At 71.9% G+C, this 19,975-nt stretch carries 18 protein-coding genes; 7 read left to right on the forward strand and 11 right to left on the reverse strand.

Annotated elements, in window-relative coordinates; all coding sequences use genetic code 11:
* The first annotated feature begins 246 nt into the window (after nucleotides 1–246).
* From OG299_RS08125 to OG299_RS08135, 3 genes are all read left to right on the forward strand, one after another.
* Nucleotides 247–1,659 carry a family 2B encapsulin nanocompartment shell protein gene (locus OG299_RS08125; RefSeq protein ID WP_327361064.1) on the forward strand — a complete coding sequence of 471 codons (1,413 nt, stop codon included), beginning with the start codon at nucleotides 247–249 and terminating at the stop codon, nucleotides 1,657–1,659.
* A gap of 13 nt (nucleotides 1,660–1,672) precedes the next feature.
* Nucleotides 1,673–3,886, forward strand: coding sequence for a terpene synthase family protein (locus OG299_RS08130; RefSeq protein ID WP_327361065.1), 2,214 nt, complete (start codon nucleotides 1,673–1,675; stop codon nucleotides 3,884–3,886).
* A 209-nt stretch (nucleotides 3,887–4,095) separates the two neighbouring features.
* Complete coding sequence (locus OG299_RS08135) at nucleotides 4,096–4,581, forward strand: hypothetical protein (protein WP_266635133.1); 486 nt, start codon at nucleotides 4,096–4,098, stop codon at nucleotides 4,579–4,581.
* A gap of 53 nt (nucleotides 4,582–4,634) precedes the next feature.
* On the opposite strand, the gene OG299_RS08140 is transcribed toward OG299_RS08135, so the two are convergent.
* The 6 genes from OG299_RS08140 to corA all read right to left on the reverse strand — a co-directional run bounded on the left by OG299_RS08140 (nucleotide 4,635) and on the right by corA (nucleotide 11,494).
* Nucleotides 4,635–5,459: a hypothetical protein gene (locus tag OG299_RS08140; protein ID WP_327361066.1), complete on the reverse strand. Its 825-nt coding sequence runs from the start codon at nucleotides 5,457–5,459 to the stop codon at nucleotides 4,635–4,637.
* Nucleotides 5,460–5,536: 77 nt separating this feature from the next.
* Nucleotides 5,537–6,073 carry a GNAT family N-acetyltransferase gene (locus OG299_RS08145; protein ID WP_266635131.1) on the reverse strand — a complete coding sequence of 179 codons (537 nt, stop codon included), beginning with the start codon at nucleotides 6,071–6,073 and terminating at the stop codon, nucleotides 5,537–5,539.
* 162 nt (nucleotides 6,074–6,235) lie between these two features.
* On the reverse strand, nucleotides 6,236–8,458 hold the full coding sequence (locus OG299_RS08150) for an NADP-dependent isocitrate dehydrogenase (RefSeq protein ID WP_266635130.1): 2,223 nt from the start codon (nucleotides 8,456–8,458) through the stop codon (nucleotides 6,236–6,238).
* A 224-nt stretch (nucleotides 8,459–8,682) separates the two neighbouring features.
* Nucleotides 8,683–9,036 (reverse strand): DUF805 domain-containing protein, encoded by a 354-nt coding sequence (locus tag OG299_RS08155; protein WP_266635129.1) that lies wholly within the window; start codon nucleotides 9,034–9,036, stop codon nucleotides 8,683–8,685.
* Between the two features lie 404 nt (nucleotides 9,037–9,440).
* On the reverse strand, nucleotides 9,441–10,265 hold the full coding sequence (locus tag OG299_RS08160) for a chitosanase (protein WP_266635903.1): 825 nt from the start codon (nucleotides 10,263–10,265) through the stop codon (nucleotides 9,441–9,443).
* A 146-nt stretch (nucleotides 10,266–10,411) separates the two neighbouring features.
* Nucleotides 10,412–11,494 (reverse strand): magnesium/cobalt transporter CorA, encoded by a 1,083-nt coding sequence (gene corA / locus OG299_RS08165; RefSeq protein ID WP_266635128.1) that lies wholly within the window; start codon nucleotides 11,492–11,494, stop codon nucleotides 10,412–10,414.
* Between the two features lie 110 nt (nucleotides 11,495–11,604).
* On the opposite strand from corA, the gene OG299_RS08170 reads away from it, so the two are divergent.
* Complete coding sequence (locus tag OG299_RS08170) at nucleotides 11,605–12,207, forward strand: hypothetical protein (RefSeq protein ID WP_327361067.1); 603 nt, start codon at nucleotides 11,605–11,607, stop codon at nucleotides 12,205–12,207.
* A gap of 30 nt (nucleotides 12,208–12,237) precedes the next feature.
* Here the strand turns inward: OG299_RS08170 and OG299_RS08175 are convergent, their stop codons facing one another.
* Together OG299_RS08175 and OG299_RS08180 are read right to left on the reverse strand one after the other, a co-directional pair.
* The gene (locus tag OG299_RS08175; RefSeq protein WP_266635125.1) at nucleotides 12,238–12,630 is read right to left on the reverse strand and encodes a TOBE domain-containing protein; all 393 of its coding nucleotides are present in this window, start codon (nucleotides 12,628–12,630) and stop codon (nucleotides 12,238–12,240) included.
* A 46-nt stretch (nucleotides 12,631–12,676) separates the two neighbouring features.
* The gene (locus OG299_RS08180; protein ID WP_266635124.1) at nucleotides 12,677–13,597 is read right to left on the reverse strand and encodes a LysR family transcriptional regulator ArgP; all 921 of its coding nucleotides are present in this window, start codon (nucleotides 13,595–13,597) and stop codon (nucleotides 12,677–12,679) included.
* 69 nt (nucleotides 13,598–13,666) lie between these two features.
* Here OG299_RS08180 and OG299_RS08185 point away from each other — a divergent pair, with 69 nt between their 5' ends.
* The 3 genes from OG299_RS08185 (at nucleotide 13,667) to OG299_RS08195 (ending at nucleotide 17,188) form a co-directional block, all read left to right on the forward strand.
* A complete protein-coding gene (locus OG299_RS08185) occupies nucleotides 13,667–14,290 on the forward strand; it encodes a LysE/ArgO family amino acid transporter (protein ID WP_266635123.1) in 624 nt (207 codons plus the stop codon).
* A 97-nt stretch (nucleotides 14,291–14,387) separates the two neighbouring features.
* Nucleotides 14,388–15,506, forward strand: a complete 1,119-nt coding sequence (locus OG299_RS08190) for an NUDIX domain-containing protein (RefSeq protein ID WP_327361068.1) — start codon at nucleotides 14,388–14,390, stop codon at nucleotides 15,504–15,506.
* A 164-nt stretch (nucleotides 15,507–15,670) separates the two neighbouring features.
* Nucleotides 15,671–17,188, forward strand: coding sequence for a DHA2 family efflux MFS transporter permease subunit (locus OG299_RS08195; RefSeq protein WP_327361069.1), 1,518 nt, complete (start codon nucleotides 15,671–15,673; stop codon nucleotides 17,186–17,188).
* On the opposite strand, the gene OG299_RS08200 is transcribed toward OG299_RS08195, so the two are convergent.
* From OG299_RS08200 to OG299_RS08210, 3 genes are read right to left on the reverse strand one after another with little or no spacing between them, the layout of a single operon-like run.
* A complete protein-coding gene (locus OG299_RS08200; RefSeq protein ID WP_327361070.1) occupies nucleotides 17,177–18,163 on the reverse strand; it encodes a hypothetical protein in 987 nt (328 codons plus the stop codon). The genes OG299_RS08195 and OG299_RS08200 overlap by 12 nt on opposite strands.
* A gap of 53 nt (nucleotides 18,164–18,216) precedes the next feature.
* A complete protein-coding gene (locus OG299_RS08205; protein ID WP_327361071.1) occupies nucleotides 18,217–18,753 on the reverse strand; it encodes a cupin domain-containing protein in 537 nt (178 codons plus the stop codon).
* Nucleotides 18,750–19,967, reverse strand: a complete 1,218-nt coding sequence (locus tag OG299_RS08210) for a cytochrome P450 (RefSeq protein WP_266635115.1) — start codon at nucleotides 19,965–19,967, stop codon at nucleotides 18,750–18,752. The genes OG299_RS08205 and OG299_RS08210 overlap by 4 nt, the downstream gene beginning before the upstream one ends.
* Nucleotides 19,968–19,975: the final 8 nt, after the last annotated feature.

A 19,975-nucleotide genomic window follows, 5' to 3' on the forward strand; every position in this document is an offset into this window, starting at 1 on the left:
GGGCCGCCCTGCCTCTAACTAAGACGTGTGCACACGGTGGCACCCGGTCACACCGGGTGTGCGTGGCGTGCGGGAGCACAGCGGATCACGCACAAGCGGGATCGCTCCTTCCGATCGCCCCCGTACGCGACGCACGCGACGTGCGCGACCCGCACCCGGGCCGCGGCGCAGGACGGTCACCGACGCCGCATCCGGAGCCCGGAAGACCGGCCGACCAAGGAAGACCGACCGAGAGGACGTTCCGTCATGTCTGTCGACCCGACGACCGAAGAGAGCGCCGCCGCACACCCGACCCGGGGCGCCCGCCAGAGCCTCAGCACCGATGCGGCCCGGAACCTGGCCACCACGACCAAGTCCGCCCCGCAGATGCAGGGCATCAGCTCCCGCTGGCTGCTGAAGATCCTCCCGTGGGTCCAGACCAGCGGCGGCACCTACCGGGTCAACCGCACGGTCAGCTACACCCTCGGCGACGGGCGCATCAGCTTCGTCAAGACCGGGTCCGAACTCCGGGTCATCCCGCCCATGCTGCGCGAGCTCGGCATGCTCCGGCACTTCCCCGACGACGCGGTCGTCAAGTCGATCGCGGACCGGTTCGTCAAGGAGGAGTTCCGCAAGGGCGACGTGATCGTCCGCAGCGGCGAACCCGTCGACAAGATCTACCTCATCGCCCACGGCCGCATCGAGCGGCTCGGCGCCGGCGCGTACGGGGACGAGGCGAGCCTCGGCGTCCTCAGCGACGGCGACCACTTCGGCCACCACCCGCTGCCGGACGCCCGCTGGGAGTTCACCGCCCGGGCCCAGACCGACGTGGTGACCATGACGTACAACCGGGGCAACTGGGACGAGGCGCTGAACCGCTCCCCCGCCCTGCGCCGGCACGCCGAGGCCTACCTGGAGGCGGAGCGCGTGGGCCGCAAGGGCAGCGAGGCCGTGGACCTGTCGGCCGGCCACACCGGCGAGGCCATGCTGCCCGGCACGTACGTCGACTACGACCTGAGCCCCCGCGAGTACGAACTGAGCGTCGCCCAGACCGTGCTGCGGGTCCACACCCGCGTCGCCGACCTCTACAACCAGCCGATGAACCAGTCGGAGCAGCAGCTGCGGCTGACGATCGAGGCCCTCAAGGAGCGCCAGGAGAGCGAGCTGGTCAACCACCCGGAGTTCGGGCTGCTGCACAACGCCGCATACGAACAGCGGATCTACGCCCGCACCGGCCCGCCCACCCCGGACGACATGGACGAACTGCTCAGCCGGCGGCGCGGCTCCCAGTACTTCCTCGCGCACCCGCGCACGATCGCCGCGTTCGGCCGCGAGTGCAGCAGGCGCGGGCTGTACCCGGCTTCCGTCGAGTTCCAGGGGCATTCGATGCCCTCCTGGCGCGGGGTGCCGCTGCTGCCCTGCAACAAGATCCCGGTCACGAAGGAGCGGACCAGTTCGATCCTGGTCATGCGCACCGGCGAGGACAACGAGGGGGTCATCGGGCTGCACCAGCCGGGCCTGCCCGACGAGTACCAGCCGGGCCTGTCCGTCCGGTTCATGAGCATCAACGAGCAGGCGATCGTCTCCTACCTGGTCACCGCCTACTACTCGGCGGCCATCCTGGTGCCCGACGCCGTCGGGGTGCTGGAGAACGTAGAGATCTCGCGCTTCGACGACTGAGGGCGGCCGCCGCATGAGCAGCACAGGGAGCGCGCAGCCCTTCGAACTGCCCGAGTTCTACGTCCCGCACCCCGCCCGCCTCAATCCGCACCTGGCCCGCGCCCGCGCGCACGCCCTCGACTGGGCCCGCGGCATGGGCATGCTGGAGGGCTCCGGCGTATGGGAGCAGGCCGACCTGGAGGCGCACGACTACGCGCTGCTGTGCGCCTACACCCACCCCGAGTGCGATGCTCCGATGCTTTCGCTGGTCACCGACTGGTACGTGTGGGTGTTCTTCTTCGACGACTGGTTCCTGGAGGTCTTCAAGCGGCGCGGCGACCGGGCGGGCGGGCGCACGGCGCTGGAACGGCTGGCCCTGTTCATGCCCGAGGCCGCGCCCGCACACGACGCGGCCGTACAGCCCCCGGAGCCCGGCAACCCGGTCGAGGCGGGGCTCGCCGACCTGTGGGCCCGGACCGTCCCCGGGCATTCGCCGGACTGGATCGCCCGCTTCTCGCTCAGCACCCGCAATCTCCTGGTGGAGTCCCTGTGGGAGCTCGACAACATCAGCATCGGCCGGGTCGCCAATCCGCTCGAGTACGTGGAACAGCGCCGCAAGGTCGGCGGCGCGCCCTGGTCGGCGGGGCTCGTCGAGCACGCCGTGGGCGCCGAGGTGCCCGCCACCGTCTCCGCCGAGCGGCCGCTGCGCGTGCTGCGCGACTGCTTCGCGGACTCGGTGCACTTGCGCAACGACCTGTTCTCGTACGAGAGGGAGGTCGGCCAGGAGGGCGAACTCAGCAACGGGGTGCTGGTGCTGGAGACGTTCTTCGGGTGCACCACCCAGGAGGCGGCCGATCAGCTGAACCGGCTGCTGACCTCGCGGCTCCAGCAGTTCGAGCACACCTTCTTCGCCGAGCTGCCTGCGATGTCCGCACGGGCCGGCCTGACCCCGGAGCAGGTCACGGCGGTGCTCACGTACGCCCGCGGGCTCCAGGACTGGCAGTCCGGCGGCCACGAGTGGCATCTGCGCTCCAGCCGCTACATGAACCGGCGGGCCGGCCTGCCCGGAGGACCCTCCGGGCTGGGCAGCGCCACCTCGGGCTTCAAGGCGCTGCTGGGCATCACCGGCGGCGCGGACCGCCTGCGGCGGCACACCCGCGCCCCCCACCGGGTGGGCCCGTCCGTGATCCCGGACTTCTACCTGCCGTACCCGACTCGGCTCAACCCGCATCTGGAGGGTGCCCGCGGGCGGCTGGTGGAGTGGAACCGTGCGATGGGGATGTTCGACGAGGGCCTGTGGTGGGAGGAGAAGGCCGTCGACTACGACTTCGCGCTGTGCTCGGCGGGCATCGACCCGAATTCCTCGGCCGCGGACCTCGACGTCAGCGCGGCCTGGCTGAGCTGGGGCACGTACGCGGACGACCTCTACCCGCTCCGATTCGGCGCCACCCGCGACCTGGCCGGGGCCCGGGCCCAGGACGCCCGGCTGCGCGCGCTCATGCCGCTGGAGCCCGAGGCGCCCGCCCCTCCCCCGGTGAACGCGGTGGAACGGGCGCTCGCCGACGTCTGGCTGCCCACGATCACGCCGATGGCACCGGCCGGTCGGCGCATGTTCCGGGCGGCGATGGACGCCGTGCTCGACGGCTGGCTGTGGGAGGTGGAGAACCAGGCGGCCCACCGGGTGCCGGACCCGGTGGACTACCTGGAGATGCGCCGGGTGACGTTCGGCTCTCCCATGACGGCCTCGCTGGCCCGGATGGCCCACATGGACGTCGTACCGCAGGCCGTGTACGAGAGCGCGGCGATGCAGTCGCTGGAGGCGGCCGCCTTCGACTACTCGGGGATGATGAACGACGTGTACTCGTACCAGAAGGAGGTGGAGTACGAGGGCGAGCTGCTCAACGTCCTGGTCGTCACGGAGACTTTCTTCGGCTGCGACTACCCGACGGCGCTCGGGATCGTGAACGATCTGATGACCTCGCGGATGAAGCAGTTCGAGCACGTGCTGGAGCACGAGTTCCCCGCCATGTACCGGGACTTCGGGCTGGACGCGGCGGCGCGCACGGCACTGGACCGGTATGCGGACGAGCTCAAGCAGTGGATGGCCGCGATCGCCACCTGGCACGCGCAGACCCGGCGCTACCGGGAGGAGGACCTGGAACGGCACCGTGCGCGGCGGACCGAAGCGGTGGCGGCGGCGGGCGCCGGGGCGCTGCCCCGGGCACCGCACCGGGCCGGGTGGGCGTGAGGGCATCCGACCACAGGACGGTCGCGTGCGCGCGTCACGGTGCCCCACCTGGCTGAATGGACAAAAGCATGTCGGCTGTACAAGTGCCATGATCGGCGGGCGGCCCGGGGCGGCCCGGGCCTTTCTCCGGAATGCGACATTCCCCTGGCCTTCCGGCAGAACTGGCGCATAATCATCGCTACGCGGCCCGAAAGAACCCTTGGTCGCGCATGGACACGCATGCAATGGGGGGCATCGTGCCGATGAGGGATTCAGGCAGTGCCGGCACACTGCCGGCGACGTCCGACGAGCTGTCCAGGCTGCTGACCGCCGTCCGCCGGGGACGGGTCCTGACCGTCACCGGGCGGTTCCGGGAGCCCCGGAGCCTGCTGGTGCGGGAGATCGCCGAGCGGCTCTCGTCCAACTTCTGCGACGGCGTCGCCGTGGTCGTGGTGGACCGCCCGTTCGGCCTGCGCGAGCTGACGGCCGCGCTGGGATGCGTACCGGGCATGCCCTTCCTGCCCTGCGGGACGGCGAACGCCTTCTCGTGGCTCGCGGAGCGGGACATGCTCCTCGTCCTGGACGGCACCGACCGGCTCGCGCCGCAGACGCTGGCCTGGCTGCGGAACCTGCTCACCGCGGCCCCGGGGCTGCGCATCCTGGCCGCGGGCCCGGCGCCGCTGGCCTTCGAGGGGGAACGCGTGCACCGCCTCTGACCGGGAGCCGGCAGCCGGGAGCCGGGCCGGCACCCGCCCCGGCGTCAGTCCGGTCAGCCGTGGCGCCGGCGCAGGATCCGCTTCAGCAGCCGGGGGACGGGGGAACGCGGCGCCGGCACGGCCGCGGCGCCCGCGGGCAGCCGGTCCAGCAGCTGGGACCAGACGGCATCCGGGCACGGGCCCTGGGGGCGGGACTTGAGGAACTTGCGGTGGGGCACCACACGCGGCTCGCGGCCGATCTCCACCCAGTGGGAGCGCCCCGAGACCTCGTCCCAGCCGTGGTTCGGGATCCGGACGTGGTCGCGCCGGCCGTCCTTGTCCTTGCTGGTGATCTGAGCGACCCGGGCGCCGTCCGGCCCGGTCGCCAGGACCACGCAGTAGTGCCGCAGCTGCCGTTTCGGGTCCTCGCGCAGCGGCACCATGGCCAGCCAGACCTCGCCCGGCCGGGGCCGCGCCCCGGCCGACCTGTCCCACCGGCGCACGCCCAGGTGGACGACGAGGGCCGCGAACCCGGCGGCGCCGGCCTCGATGCCCATCCGGACGTTCCAGGGCTGCCCGGCGACCCGCCCCTCGGCGTAGGTCACCGCGGCGGCGACGGCGGCGAGCATGACGGCCACCCGGACGAGGAACATCCACCAGACGACGCGCCCGCCGCGGCCCGCGACGGCGACGAGCACGCACGCCACGGCGACCGGGATGCCGTACACGACGGCCCACTGGCCGGCGCCCTCCACCTTCAGCGGCGGAGTCTGCTGGGCCATCAGGTCGGGCATCAGCACGGGGAACGCGAGCAGGGTGCCGACGAGCCCCACCACGTTGAGCAGCAGATAGCCCGCGCAGCCGATGCCCGCGCAGGACGTGTTGTTGCGACGCGCCACCCGCACTCCCCCCAGACCCCCGGCGGCACGCTAACGCACCCGCCGCAGGGGCCACCAGTGGCCCGCCGGACACCTCCTCAGGCCACCTGCTTCCACTCCTCCGCCAACAGCCCCAGGACCACCTCGTCCACGAAGGTCCCCGACACCCACGCGGAGCGCCGCAGGGTGCCCTCCGGGGTGAAGCCCGCGCGCGTCGCGGCGCTGATCATGGCGGCGTTGTCGGCGAGGGTGTCCACCTGGAGCCGGTTCAGCCCGCGCACGGTGAACCCGTAGCGGCACAGCAACTGCACGACCTCCGCACCGAAGCCGCGGCCCCGGCAGGCGGGCAGCAGTGAGATCCCGAGGTGGGCGCTGCGGTTGTGGGCGTCGATGCCCCACAGCACGGCATCGCCCGCGAGCGATCCGGAGGCGGCGTCGACCACCGAGAAGACCGCCACGTCGTCGGACGGGGCGGCGGGCTCGAACGGGGAGTGCCCGGAGCCGGCGGTGATCGGGCGCCACGGCCCGGATCCGGCGCGCGACCGCGTCGCGACGTCCTCGTACAGCTCGGCGTGGAGCACGGCTACGTCATCGGCGTGGCGGGCGCGCAGCCCGGCCAGGGTTCCCTGTATCACGGGGACTTCCTAGCCGTCGGCGGGACCGCCCTGCAACCGGGTTTCCGTCGCACGGTGCCCGCGTACGGGTCCGCAGACGGGTCCGCAGACGGGTCCGCAGACGGGTCCGCCCCGGTCGGCGACTGCCGACCGGGGCGGAACCCTTCACACCATGTCCGGACGTTACGCGAGGGTCGCGATCGCCTGGTTGAAGGTGGCGGACGGCCGCATGACCGCCGAGGCCTTCGCGGCGTCGGGCTGGTAGTACCCGCCGATGTCGGCCGGGGAGCCCTGGACGGCGATGAGCTCGCCGACGATGGTCTCCTCCTGCTCGCCCAGCGTCTTGGCGAGCGCCTCGAACGCGGTGGCCAGCGCGGCGTCGTCGGTCTGCTTGGCCAGCTCCTGCGCCCAGTACAGGGCGAGGTAGAAGTGGCTGCCGCGGTTGTCGATGCCGCCCAGCTTGCGGCTCGGCGACTTGTCCTCGTTGAGGAAGGTGCCGGTCGCGCGGTCCAGGGTGTCGGCCAGCACCTGGGCGCGGGCGTTGCCGGTGGTGGTCGCGAGGTGCTCGAAGGAGACGGCCAGCGCGAGGAACTCACCGAGGGAGTCCCAGCGCAGGTAGTTCTCCTTGACCAGCTGCTGGACGTGCTTCGGGGCGGAGCCGCCGGCGCCCGTCTCGAAGAGGCCGCCGCCGTTCATCAGCGGGACGACCGACAGCATCTTGGCGCTGGTGCCCAGCTCCAGGATCGGGAAGAGGTCGGTCAGGTAGTCGCGCAGCACGTTGCCGGTCACCGAGATGGTGTCCTCGCCGCGGCGGATGCGCTCCAGGGAGTACGCGGTGGCCTCGACCGGGGAGAGGATCTCGATGGTGAGACCGTCGGTGTCGTGCTCGGCGAGGTACGTCTTGACCTTGGCGATCAGCTGCGCGTCGTGCGCGCGGCCCTCGTCGAGCCAGAAGACGGCCGGGACGCCGGTGGCGCGGGCGCGGGTGACGGCGAGCTTGACCCAGTCCTGGATCGGCGCGTCCTTGGTCTGGCAGGCGCGGAAGATGTCGCCGGCGGCGACCTCCTGCTCCAGGACCGTGTTGCCCGCGGCGTCGACGAGGCGGACGGTGCCCGCGGCGGCGATCTCGAAGGTCTTGTCGTGGCTGCCGTACTCCTCGGCCTTCTGGGCCATGAGGCCGACGTTCGGCACCGAGCCCATGGTGGACGGGTCGAAGGCGCCGTGCGCGCGGCAGTCGTCGATGACGACCTGGTAGACACCGGCGTAGCTGCTGTCCGGCAGGACGGCCAGGGTGTCGGCCTCGTTGCCGTCCGGGCCCCACATGTGGCCGGAGGTGCGGATCATGGCCGGCATGGAGGCGTCGACGATGACGTCGGACGGGACGTGCAGGTTGGTGATGCCCTTGTCCGAGTCGACCATCGCGAGGGCAGGGCCCTCGGCGATCTCGGCCTCGAAGGAGGCCTTGATCTCGGCGCCGATGTGCGGGACTCCGTCGAGGCCGTTCAGGATGGTGCCGAGGCCGTCGTTCGGGGACAGGCCGGCGGCGACCAGAACCTCGCCGTACTTCGCGAAGGTCTTCGGGAAGAAGGCGCGGACCACGTGGCCGAAGACGATCGGGTCGGAGACCTTCATCATCGTGGCCTTGAGGTGCACGGAGAACAGGACGTCCTCGGCCTTGGCGCGGGCGATCTGCGCGTCCAGGAAGGTGCGCAGCGCGTCGACGTGCAGGACGGACGCGTCCACGACCTCGCCGGCCAGGACCGGTACGGACGCGCGCAGGACGGTGGTGGCGCCGTCGGCGGCGACGTGCTCGATGCGGAGCGTGCCGGCCTCGGCGATCACGGCGGACTTCTCGGTGGAGCGGAAGTCGTCGGCCCCCATGGTGGCGACGTTCGTCTTCGACTCGGAGGTCCAGGCGCCCATGCGGTGCGGGTGGGCCTTGGCGTAGTTCTTGACCGAGGCGGGGGCGCGGCGGTCGGAGTTGCCCTCACGCAGGACCGGGTTGACGGCGCTGCCCTTGATCTTGTCGTAGCGGGCGCGGATCTCCCGCTCCTCGTCGGTCTTCGGGTCGTCCGGGTAGTCCGGGAGCGCGTAGCCCTGGCCCTGGAGCTCGGCGACCGCGGCCTTCAGCTGCGGGATCGAAGCCGAGACGTTGGGCAGCTTGATGATGTTCGCTTCCGGCGTCTTCGCCAGCTCGCCGAGCTCGGCGAGGGCATCGGCGATCCGCTGGCCCTCCTCGAGGTGCTCGGGGAAGCTGGCGATGATGCGACCGGCCAGGGAGATGTCACGGGTCTCGACATTCACACCGGCCGTCGACGCGTAGGCCTGGATCACAGGCAGGAAGGAATACGTCGCGAGGGCCGGGGCCTCGTCAGTGTGCGTGTAGATGATGGTCGAGTCAGTCACCGGATGCTCCGCTCCACAGTCTGCGTCTCTCGTCTGCAACATTGCTCGACATCAAGATATCTCGTGATCGGGCCGGTCCGGACAGCCCCCTGCCCGAGTCCCGGAGAGACGCGCGTCACTCCCGGCCCCGTGCGACCCCCTGGAACGGCGAAACGCCGCCCCCGGCTGTTTCCAGCCGGGGGCGGCGCTCGGGCGAACTCAGGCGTTCAGGCTTGCGGGCCTGGTCAGGCCTGGACGGCCTTCGGGTTCTGGCCGTACTCGTTCGGCTGCGGCTGGCCCTCGGTCGCCATGAGGACGAGGAGCCAGATGCCGCCGATCAGCGGGACGAGCGCGATGAGCAGCCACCAGCCGGACTTGCCGGTGTCGTGCAGGCGGCGGACGCCGACGGCCAGGCCCGGGAGGAAGACGGCCAGCGCGTAGATCGCGTAGAGGAGCGGGTAGGTGCCGATCGCGTTGTCGAGGACGGCAACGATGATCAGGGCGATCAGGTTGAAGAGGGTGAACATCCAGTACTCCTGCCGGCGGGCGCGGCCGGAGAAGACGGTGTACTTCTTCAGAACGTCGGTGTAGTAGTGCATGGGTCCCCCCAGAGGACGGTTCGTCGGCCCGTCCTGCTGGAGCAAGCCGAGGCAGAACTTATGCCCCGCTTATGTGGCGGTCAAGCCAGTTCCCATGCCGCCAGAAGTGCCGCTTTCCTTCGGTTCATCGACCAAAAACATCGGTACCGGGCGCCACTTGGGACCCCCCGGTGGTGTCAGGTCACCCGGGGTGACGAAACAGGGGTGACGGAGCCCGATTTGTGAGGTTGGAGAGCCTCCCGAGGCACTCGACGCCGGCACGCCCGAGCCGCCGCAACTCCCGGAGCAGGCCCCTCCGCCACCACATCGTTACGGCTCTGCGACCTGAACCCGCCGCCGCACGCACCAACGTCCCGCGCCGGGCAGGGGGCCGGGCACGGGACGCCGTGGACTGGTCGGCCGGTTCAGCCGATGTGGAACGAGTCCCCGTAGACCTTCCAGTCGAGCGGGGTGTTGAGGTTCAGGTTCCCCTTCTTGAGGAAGACCCGCTGCGCGGTGTCGACACGACTGGTGTCGCTGTGCGCCTCCTCCTGCTTCATCGCCCAGACGCGGGCGTCGAGGAAGGCGTTCAGCCAGGTCGTCTCGTTGCCGCCCTGGGCCGGGGGCTTGGCCTTGGACAGCGCCCGCTTGCGGATGTTGCGGAAGCTCGTGGAGTCGCTGCCGTCGCCGTGCATGACGATGGCGTCGTAGTACATGAACTGGCCGAGCGCGCCGACCCCGTCGGACTTGCCCTGCTTGACGGCGGGGTTGAAGTAGACCCGGTCGCGCTCGTGGTCCTGGGCCTTCTTGAACTCGCCGTCCTGGGCCGCCTTCGCCCAGTCCTTGGTGAAGTTCGGGTCGAGGCCCTTGTGCGAGTCGGTGCCGTCGACCTGACGGAGGGCCGGGAGGTACTTGGCGAGCACGTTGCCCGGCTTGACGTCGGTGTAGTACTCGATGAGGTCGAGCATGTCGCCGGTGCCGGAGCAGAAGCCGATGATGCCGGCCGTGTAGCCGCGGCCGTCGTCTATGTCCTCTATGTACTTGTACTGCGCCTTCCAGTCCAGCGAGGAGTTCTCCGCGCTGGAGACGATCTGCATGGCGATGTCCTTCTTCGCCGGATCGTCGAGTCCGACGGCCGCGGCCGACACGGCGGCGGACGCAGGGGCGGAAGCGGGGGTGGGTGCCGCGGTGGCGTGGGCGGTCACCGGCACGGCGAGCAGGGCGCTGCCGAGCAGGGCGCCGATGGCCATTCTCTTGCGGTGGGGGGTGAACACAAGACCTCCATGGGGGAGTTGAGGCTTACCCGACTTCGTTAGGAAACTTTACTACCAGAGCTCGGGACAGCTCAATACCCATGCACGCCGTGGGCCGGTGGGGCTGCGGGTCAATCCGCGGCTCAGAGCCAGCCGTTGCGGCGGAAGCCCCGGTGGATGGCGAAGCAGGCGAGGGCCATGACGCCGACCACGATCGGGTAGCCGTACGTCCAGTGCAGCTCGGGCATGTTGTCGAAGTTCATTCCGTAGACCCCGCAGACCATGGTCGGCACGGCGACGATGGCCGCCCACGCCGTGATCTTGCGCATGTCCTCGTTCTGCGCGACGGTCACCTGCGCGAGGTGCGCCTGCAGGATGGAGTCGAGCAGGCCGTCGTACGCGCCGATCTGGTCGGTGGCCCGGGTCAGGTGGTCGGCGACGTCGCGGAAGTACGCACGGACCTCCGCCGGGATGACCGGTATCGGCTGCGTGGCCAGGTGCTGGAGCGGCCGGCTCAGCGGGGCCACCGCCCGGCGCAGCTCCAGCAGTTCGCGCTTGAGCTGGTAGATGCGGCCGGCGTCGCCGCGGCCGCCGTACTCGCTGAAGACGGCGGTCTCGACGGCGTCGATGTCGTTCTGCACCGCGTCCGTGACGGCCACGTAGTCGTCGACGACGTGGTCGGCGATCGCGTGCAGAACCGACGCCGGCCCCTTGGCCAGTTGCTCCGGCGCCGCCTCCAGGCTCTCGCGGACGGGGCCGAGCGTGCCGTGGCCGCCGTGCCGGATGGTGATGACGAAGTCATCGCCGGTGAACGCCATCAGCTCGCCGGTCTCCACGACCTCGCTCGTCGCGGTGAGCTCCTCGTGCTCCACGTAGCGCACGGTCTTGAAGACGGAGAACAGTATGTCGTCGTACCGCTCCACCTTGGGGCGCTGGTGCGCGTTCACGGCGTCCTCGACGGCGAGCGGGTGCAGGCCGAACAGCTCGGCGAGCCCGGCGAGCTCCTCCTTCGCCGGTTCGTGCAGGCCGATCCAGACGAACCCGTCGCCCGCCTTGCGGACCCGCCGCAGCGCCTCCTCGACCTCGGCGCAGCCGTCCTGCCGGGCACCGTCCACGTAGACCACGCAGTTGACCACCGCGCTGCCGAGTGGGGAGCGGGCCGGGTGACTCAGATCGACGGCCCGCCGGTAGCCGCGACGCACGGCCCGGCGCAAGTTGCTGAACATGGACAACGAGGTACTTCCCTTCGGCGGTTCAGCGGCCAGTCTGCCACCGTCGCCGATCGGCCCTACGCCGGGACACCGCAGGACCGGGGCGCGCCCCCTATGCTGCCGCGGTGACCACACCCCCCGCCTCGCCGGCGCCGCGCCCCCGGGTGCCGCTTGCAGTGATCATCGCGATCTGTGCTTTCGCCCTGCTCCTCATACCCTTCGCCGGGCTCGCCGCGTGGAAGTCGTGGGAACGTGCGCACCCGGGCGAGTTCACGGCCGATCCGCCGTTCTGCGAACTGTTGACGCCGGAGACCGTGCACCGGCTGGTACCCACCTCGTACGGCGGGCGCGCCGACGCGGCCTCCTGCAGCTGGTCCGCCCCGCGCGAAGAGGGCCCGAACCGGGCCGGTGTCCATCTGCTGGCCTCCCGCCTCACGGAGGAGCTGGCCGGCAAGGACCTCCGCAAGCAGCGCGGCGACCTGCCGGGCTGGGAGAAGGACACGGTGGCGGACGTGCCCGGAGTGGGCGAGGAGGCCTTCGTCCGCTACCAGGCGCAGCAGTCCGGCGGGCGGATCACCGCACAAGTCACGTTCCGGCGCAGCAACATGGTCGTCGCCGTTGCCTACACCCGCACCGACGGTGACCGCGAGGCCGCGCGGGCCGGGGCGGTCGACGCCGCCCGCGAGGCAGCGGGCCGCCTCACCGCTGCGGGACGCCGCGGTCGTTGACGCCCGGCGTGGTCCGCCGGGGCCGCTCGGTCAGACCCGGTCGATGAACACGCTCGTCGACTTCACGCGGGCCACGGCCCGTGCGCCCACCTCGAGGCCGAGCTCCTCCACCGCCTCGCGCGTCAGCAGCGACACGATGCGGTGGGGACCGGCCTGGATCTCGACCTGGGCGTCGACGGTACCGAGCTTGACGGCGGTGACGATGCCCGGGAAGGCGTTGCGCGCCGAGGTGTACGGGGCGTCCTCGGCGTCGCCGCCCTCCTGGGCGGCCTCCACGCAGAACGCGGCCAGGTCCGGCCCGTCCACCATCCGCCGCGTGCCCTCCCGGCGGGTGGGGAACCGCTCGGCATCCGCCCAGCGCCGGGCCGTGTCGACGCTCACGCCGAGCAGCCGCGCAGCCTGGCCGATCGTGTAGGACTCCATGACCGCAGCTTAGAGGGCCGCCCGACCTCGATCCGCCGGACACCCCCTAAGCGGGCCGGGACCCGGCCTGGCGCAGTGCCTCGGCCGCCGCGGCCGCGATCACCTCCGCCACCCTCGACAGCGCCGGGGAGTCGAGCTTCCACTGCTGCCAGTACAGCGGCACGTCCAGCGGCCGCCCCGGCACCAGCAGCACCAGCCCGCCCGCGCGCACCAGGGGCTCCGCCTGCGGCTCGGGCACCAGTCCCCAGCCCAGCCCGGCCGCCACCGCGTCGCAGAACCCCTCCGAGGTCGGCACGTGGTGGCGCAGCGGCCCCGCCCCGGCGTCCTGATCGCCGGTCAGCGACCGTACGAACACGTCCTGGAGCACGTCGCGCCGGTCGAACACGATCACCGGGGCCTCCCGCAGGCCGTCCTCGAGCGCCCCGGCCAGGTACCGCGCCACGAATCCGGGGCTCGCCACCGGCAGGTACCGTGCCAGCCCGAGCCTGCGTACGGTGCACCCCGCGACCGGGTCCGGCGAGGAGGTGACCGCCGCCATCACCTGGCCCTCCCGCAGCAGCGCCGTCGTGTGCGACTCGTCCTCCCGGTGCAGTTCGAAGAAGACCGGCGGATCCTGCGGCACCTGCGTGAGCGCCGGCAGGAACCAGGTGGCGAGGGAGTCCGCGTTGACCGCGATCGGCAGCCGCACCGGGCCGCCCGACTCCTGCGCCATCCCGAGCTCGGCGCGCGCGTCCCGCTCCAGGCGGGCCAGCTGCCGGGCGAACCGGACCACCACCTGCCCGGACTCGGTCGCCCGGACCGGCTTCGTCCGCATCAGCAGCACCCGCCCGGTGCGCTGCTCCAGCGCCTTGACCCGCTGGCTGACGGCGGACGGGGTCACGTGCAGGGCCGCGGCCGCCGCGTCGAAGGTGCCCTCGTCGACCACGGCGAGCAGGGTCCGTACCTGGTCCAGGGGAAGTTCGTCCATCACGAGCGCTAAGGGTACGTAAAAATCTTTAGCTGTACTGAAACCACGCGGCTGCCTACGGTCGAAGACATGACACACGGCATCATCGCGGCGGCACTCGCCGGCTTCGGCACCGGACTCTCCCTCATCGTCGCCATCGGCGCACAGAACGCCTTCGTCCTGCGGCAGGGGGCCCGTCGGCAGGCCGTCCTCGCCGTGGTCGCGATCTGCGCGGTCTCCGACGCGGTCCTCATCGCCCTCGGCGTCGCCGGGGTCGGCGCCTTCGTCACCGCCTGGCCGGCCGCCCTGACCGCCGTCGCCATCGCCGGCGGCGCCTTCCTGATCGCCTACGGATTCCTCGCCGCCCGCCGGGTGCTGCGGCCCACCCCGGGCGCCGCCCTGGACACCGCGGGGGCCACCGCCGGGTCCCGCCGCCGCGCCGTGCTGACCTGCCTGGCCATGACCTGGCTCAACCCGCACGTCTACCTGGACACCGTCCTGCTGCTCGGCTCCCTCGCCGCCGACCGCGGCGACCTGCGCTGGGCCTTCGGCATCGGGGCGGGGCTGGCCAGCCTGATCTGGTTCGGCACGCTCGGCTACGGCGCCCGGCTGCTGAGCGGACTGCTGGCGCGCCCCTCGGCCTGGCGGGTGCTGGACGGGCTCGTCGCGGCGACCATGGTCACGATGGGCGGGATGCTCCTGGCCCGGGCCTGACCGCGGACCGTGGAGCGCGGAGCGCGGCGGCCCGCGCGGGGTACGGATCCGCCCCGTGGATCCGCCCCGTACCGCCGCACGACCACAGGAGCCCGCAGTGCCCGACCGCCCGGCCGACCGGCCGACCGACCACCCCTCCCCCGACGCGGTGCGCGCGTACTACGCCGCCCGGCCCTCCCCCCTCGTCGCCGCCACCGGCATCGTGCTGGACACCGACGGGCGGGTGCTCGTCCTGACGCCCTCGTACAAGGCGGACCTGGAGCTGCCGGGCGGCACGGTCGAGGACACCGAGACCCCGGAGGAAGGGCTGGCCCGCGAGCTGAAGGAGGAGCTGGACCTCGCCGTGCCGGTCGGCCGGCTGCTCGCCGTGGACTCCCGGCGGCCCGGCGCGCTCGGCCGCTCCCTCATCGCCCACGTCCACCTCGTGGGGCCGCTCTCGCCGGAGCAGGCTGCCGCGATCTCCTTCGCGGACGGCGAGGTCACAGCGGCCCGCTGGCTCCCGCCGCACGAGGCGTACGCGGCGCTGCCCGCCCGGATCGCGCCCCGGCTGCGCGCCGGCCTGGACGCCCTGTACTCCGGCTCCCTCGCGCACCTCGTCGACGGCGTGGCCCAGCCCGGCTCCCCGGCCGGGCTGGACCCGGCGCGGCGTACGGCCCTCGAGCACGCCGGGTCCTTCGACGCCGCGAGCCACCGGGCCTCCCGCCCCAAGGCCCTCACGGCGGCGAGCGTGCTGTTCACCGACTCCGCCGGCGGGATCCTGCTGGTGGAGCCCTCGTACGGCAGGCCGGGCCGGTGGAACCTGCCGGGCGGCGGCATCGACAGCGACCTGGGCGAGACCCCGCGGGCCGCCGCCCGGCGGGAGGTGCACGAGGAGCTCGGCCTCGACCTCGAACCGGGCCGGCTGCTCGGCGTGAACTGGGCCCACAAGCACGGCTATCCGGCCCGCATCCGCTTCCTCTACGACGGCGGGGTCCTGGACGGCGCCGCGCTGGCCCGGATCCGGCTCGCCCCGTTCGAACTGCTCCGCTGGCGGGCGGTGCCGGCCGCGGAGCTGCGCCCCCTGGTCAAACCGTCCCTGCGTCGCCAGATCGAGGCCTGCCTGCGCGCCCGCACCGAGGGCACGGGCCCACTGGAACTCCACGCCGGACGCCCGGCCGGCGCCCCCCGCAAGAGGAAGGAGGACGCCGGAGGAAAGGCGGACAAGGGGAAGGGGTAGCAGAAACGAACGCGCCACTGGTCCATCCGGACGGCATCGTGGCGTGGCGCGCGGGCGAGGGGGCCGGCTCACGCATCGTCGAACCAGACAGTCCACGCACACGCACACGCACACGCGCACGCATTCTCGCCAGCGAGAACGAGCGGAACCCATGGAGTACCACCATGTCCGCAGAGCCGACCCGCCCCGGAACCAGTACCACTCCAGCCGTCCCCACCACCGCCGCGCAGCCCGATCCGCGCCGGTGGTGGATCCTTGCCGTCATCGGCCTCGCCCAGCTCATGGTGGTCCTCGACGCCACCATCGTGAACATCGCCCTGCCTTCCGCCCAGGCCGACCTCGGGTTCTCCGACGACCAGCGGCAGTGGGTGGTGACCTCGTACGCGATCACCTTCGGCAGTCTGCTGCTGCTCGGCGGGCGGCTGGCCGACAAGTTCGGGCGGCGGCGGGCCTTCCTCATCGGGCAGATCGGCTTCGCCGCGGCCTCCGCGGTCGGCGGGGCCGCCGCCACCTTCGGGATCCTCGTCACGGCCCGCTCCCTGCAAGGCGTGTTCGCGGCGCTGCTGGCTCCTGCCGCGCTCTCGCTGCTCACCACGACGTTCTCCGCCCCCGCCGAACGCGGCAAGGCCTTCGGCGTGTTCGGATCGCTGGCCGCGTCCGGGGGCGCCGTGGGGCTGCTGCTGGGCGGGTTCCTCACCGAGCACCTGAGCTGGCGCTCGACCATGTACGTGAACCTGCTCTTCGCCGCCGTCGCCGTCGTCGGCGGTGTGCTGCTGCTCAAGCGCCCGGCGCCGACCACCCCTCCCCGGCTGGACCTGCCGGGCACGCTGCTCGCCTCGTCCGGGCTGTTCTGCCTGGTCTACGGCCTGGCCAAGGCCGGCTCGCACAGCTGGCAGTCCGTGCACACCCTGGGCTTCCTGGCCACCGCCGCCGTCCTGCTCACCGCGTTCGTCTGGTGGCAGGGGCGGAGTCCGCACCCGCTGCTGCCGCTGCGGATCGTGCTCGACCGGGTCCGGGGTACGGCGCTCACGTCCGTGTTCATCACCGGGGTCGGCATGTTCGGCGTGTTCCTGTTCCTGACGTACTACCTGCAGCACACCCGCGGCTACAGCCCGGCCAGGACCGGCCTGGCCTTCATGCCGATGTCCGGCTGCACCATGATCGGTGCGATCGGCAGCAACATGGGGCTGCTCGGCAGGATCGGCGGGCGCCCGCGCATCGTCACCGGGATGCTGCTGTCGGCGTGCGGCATGGCCTGGCTGGCGACCCTGACGGCGACCGGCTCGTACGTCGCGGACGTCCTGCCGGGCCAGGTGGCCACGGGGCTGGGCATGGGCCTGATCACGGCCGCCGCGATGAACCTCGGCACGGCGGGCATCGACCCGCGGGACGCCGGCGTCGGCTCCGCGACGGTCAATGCCATGCGGCAGACGGGCGGCTCCGTCGGCACGGCGCTCATGAGCACCCTTGCCGCCGGAGCCGTCGCCCGCTCCCTGGCGGGCCGGCAGCCCACGCCGGAGCTGATGGCGCGGGCTGCCCTGGAGAGTTACCACACGGTCTTCACGGCATCGGCGGCGATCTTCGCCGTCGGCGCGGTGCTGACCCTGCTCCTGCTTCCCGGCGGCCTGTCCGTGGAGCGCGCGCACGGCGCGCCCGGAGGCCGCCGCCCGTCAGCGCGGTGAGTGGGCGCCGGGGGCCATCGGGGAGGCGGGCTTGGCGGGGGTCATCGGAGCCGCCGGGGAGGCCGGCTTGGCGGGGGCCATCGGAGCCGCGGGCGAGGCCGGCTTGGCGGGGGACGCCGGGGCGGCGGGAGAGACCGGGGAGACCGGCGCGGTCGGGGTCGACGGAGCCGCCTCGGTGGACGGGCAGTTCGCCAGCGAGCTGCGGACCCGGTCGCCGGTCGAGAAGTGCTTCACCCGGCAGGAGTTGGTCCCGATCCCGCCGTCGACCTGGCCGTAGCCCGGTCCGATGGTCAGGACGGTGTCGTTCAGGCCGCGGACCGTGTCGTCGCCGGGACCGCCCTGGACGATGCCAGCGGACTCGGCGCCGACCGACTTGGGCTCGATGACGTCGTTCTGGCTGCCGCCGAGGACCCGGCCGCCGAGGTCGACGTTGCCCGTGCGGATCAGGTCGCTGCCGTCGTTGCCGAAGACCTGGCCGCCGCCGCGCTCGTACTCGCCGGGCTGGCCCATCACGCTGCCCGTGGTGATCTTGTCGTCGCCGTGGTCGCCGTAGACGCTGGCTCCGTGGTCCGCGGTGCCCACGACGAGGGCGGTGATGATGGTGTCGTTGCCGGCGCCGCCGCGCACCGACGAGTTGCCGTTGCGCGGGGAGAGGTTGTTGACCTGGAGCGTGTCGTCGCCCTCGCCGCCGAGCACCTGGGCGTCGATGAGCATGCCCTTGACGCGGATGTTGTCGTTGCCGCCACCGCCGTAGATGATCGCGTTCTCGACGTCGTTCTCGCACAGGATCGTGTCGTCGGCCGACGTGCCGCGCACCTCCTGTCCGGGCGGGGCCTCGACACCGTTGACGTAGCACCAGTGGGACGGCAGGGGTTCGGCGGCCCGTGCAGGTCCCGCGGCGAACGAGGCGGCCACAGCGACCGTGCCGGCCAGGGTGTACGAGGCGGCACGCAGGGTGCGGCGAGTACGCAACATCGATTTTTCTCCCGAGCATGGGGGTGGGTGGGGATGTGGTGCGGTGTCGGTCGTCAGGACAGCTCGTGGCGCAGCGGTGTGAGCTGTTCGATGTCGTAGCGAATCCGCAGGTCGCGGATCGCTGCGGGATCCGGGGTGGCGCTCGTGTCGAGCAGCTCGAGGAGCTCCTCGAAGTACCGCTCGTGATCGGGCGGCGGTGAGGCCTGGAAGAACATCCGGGCCGGTTCGCCGGTGGGGTTCGCGAAGGCGTGCGGACAACCGGGCGGAACCACGATGACGGTTCCGGGCGTGGCACGGACGACCTGACGTCCGTCGAGCGCTTCCCAGTGTCTCCAGTCGTCCCCGGAACGCACGCGCGGCTCGAAGGCCATGACGTCGAGTTCACCCTCCAGGACGTAGAACAGCTCTTCGCTCCGGGTGTGCAGGTGTGCCCCGACGTCGAAACCGGGCGGTACGACGACCTCGAAGCTCGAGGCCACCGAGGAGTGCTCCCCGGTGACCTTGAACGTGACCTGCTGGGCGTCGGTGTGCAGCGTGCGGCCGTGACCCGGTGGGACGAGCAGCCCGTCGCGGGCGATGTGCGCGGTCATGACCAGGTCACGGGCAGACCTTCGGGCCCGCGGATGAGGGCGCCGGGCCGCCAGCCCAGTTCGCTCGCAGGGACGCTGAAGCGCAGGTCCGCGAAGCGGTCGAGCAGCGCGTCCACGAGGAGTTCGGACTCGAGGCGGGCCAGCATGTTCCCGGGACAGAAGTGGGGTCCGTACCCGAAGGAGACGTGCGGGTTGGGGCTGCGGTCCAGCTGCAGCTCGTCGGGGTCGGGGAAGACGTCCGGGTCGCGGTTGGCCGCGAGGTAGGAGACGTAGATCGCTTCGCCCGCCCGGATGAGCTGGCCGGCCACGGTGACGTCCTCGAGGGCGATCCGGGAGAGGCCGACGGCGTTGCGGTGCGGGATGTAGCGCAGCAGCTCGTTGATGGCCGAGGGGCGCAGCGCGGGATCGCTCCTCATCCGCTCCATCAGGTCCGGCCGCGTGAGCAGGATGTAGACCATGTTGCCCACGTTGTTGGTGACGGCCTCGCCCCCGATCTGGATGAGCAGGGCGAGTCCGGTGGCCTCCTCGGCGGTGACCTCGCCGGCCTCGACGGCCTTGACGAGGAGCCCGATGACGCTGTCACCGCCGGCCACTTCCCCGTTGCGCATGCGCCCGCCCAGGTAGGCGCACATGTCGTTCTTCGCCTGCTCGCTGCGTTCGGCGCCCTGGGCCGAGGAGAGGATCAGGCTGGTCCATTCGTGGACCAGGGGCCGGTCGCTCTCCGGGACGCCCATCAGCTCGCACACGACGGCGAGCGGGAAGGGCGCGAGCAGGCGCTCGGTCAGGTCCACGGGCGGGCCGTCGCGCAGGATCCCGTCGACGAGGGTGTCGAGCATGTCCCTGGCCCGGCTGCGCAGGGACTCCACCCCGCTGGTGGTGAAGGCCGCGGCGACGGTGCGCCGCAGCCGGGTGTGGTCGGGCGGGTCCTCGAACCCGACCGCGCCCGGCGCGGGGATGAAGTGGGGGGCCAGCCGGGTGACGTCGTGTTCCGCGACCAGCTTTCGGCTGAACCGGGGATCGTTGGCCACCATGCGCACGTCGTCGAACCGGCAGACGAGCCAGGCCCACCCGCTTCCGTTCGGCAGGCGGATCCGGGTGATCGGACCCGCCTGCATCAGTTCGGCGAGGACGGGGTCGAAGTCGACCCCGTCCAGGGCCGGGGTGGGCCAGTGCGTGATGGGTGGCCTTGCGGTTGCGGGGCCGTCCTTCAGCATTCTTCGGA

The organism is Streptomyces sp. NBC_01296, assembly GCF_035984415.1.
Taxonomy (GTDB): Bacteria; Actinomycetota; Actinomycetes; order Streptomycetales; family Streptomycetaceae; genus Streptomyces.

Bases quoted from the DNA above. Each gene is read 5' to 3' on its own strand.
- OG299_RS08185 (WP_266635123.1), top strand. From the start codon at position 13,667: ATGACACACGGCATCATCGCGGCGGCACTCGCCGGCTTCGGCACCGGA.
- corA (WP_266635128.1), bottom strand. From the start codon at position 11,494: ATGTTCAGCAACTTGCGCCGGGCCGTGCGTCGCGGCTACCGGCGGGCC.
- OG299_RS08135 (WP_266635133.1), top strand. From the start codon at position 4,096: ATGGACACGCATGCAATGGGGGGCATCGTGCCGATGAGGGATTCAGGC.
- OG299_RS08160 (WP_266635903.1), bottom strand. From the start codon at position 10,265: ATGGCCATCGGCGCCCTGCTCGGCAGCGCCCTGCTCGCCGTGCCGGTG.
- OG299_RS08130 (WP_327361065.1), top strand. From the start codon at position 1,673: ATGAGCAGCACAGGGAGCGCGCAGCCCTTCGAACTGCCCGAGTTCTAC.
- OG299_RS08200 (WP_327361070.1), bottom strand. From the start codon at position 18,163: ATGTTGCGTACTCGCCGCACCCTGCGTGCCGCCTCGTACACCCTGGCC.
- OG299_RS08195 (WP_327361069.1), top strand. From the start codon at position 15,671: ATGTCCGCAGAGCCGACCCGCCCCGGAACCAGTACCACTCCAGCCGTC.
- OG299_RS08180 (WP_266635124.1), bottom strand. From the start codon at position 13,597: ATGGACGAACTTCCCCTGGACCAGGTACGGACCCTGCTCGCCGTGGTC.
- OG299_RS08205 (WP_327361071.1), bottom strand. From the start codon at position 18,753: ATGACCGCGCACATCGCCCGCGACGGGCTGCTCGTCCCACCGGGTCAC.
- OG299_RS08210 (WP_266635115.1), bottom strand. From the start codon at position 19,967: ATGCTGAAGGACGGCCCCGCAACCGCAAGGCCACCCATCACGCACTGG.
- OG299_RS08175 (WP_266635125.1), bottom strand. From the start codon at position 12,630: ATGGAGTCCTACACGATCGGCCAGGCTGCGCGGCTGCTCGGCGTGAGC.
- OG299_RS08125 (WP_327361064.1), top strand. From the start codon at position 247: ATGTCTGTCGACCCGACGACCGAAGAGAGCGCCGCCGCACACCCGACC.
- OG299_RS08155 (WP_266635129.1), bottom strand. From the start codon at position 9,036: ATGCACTACTACACCGACGTTCTGAAGAAGTACACCGTCTTCTCCGGC.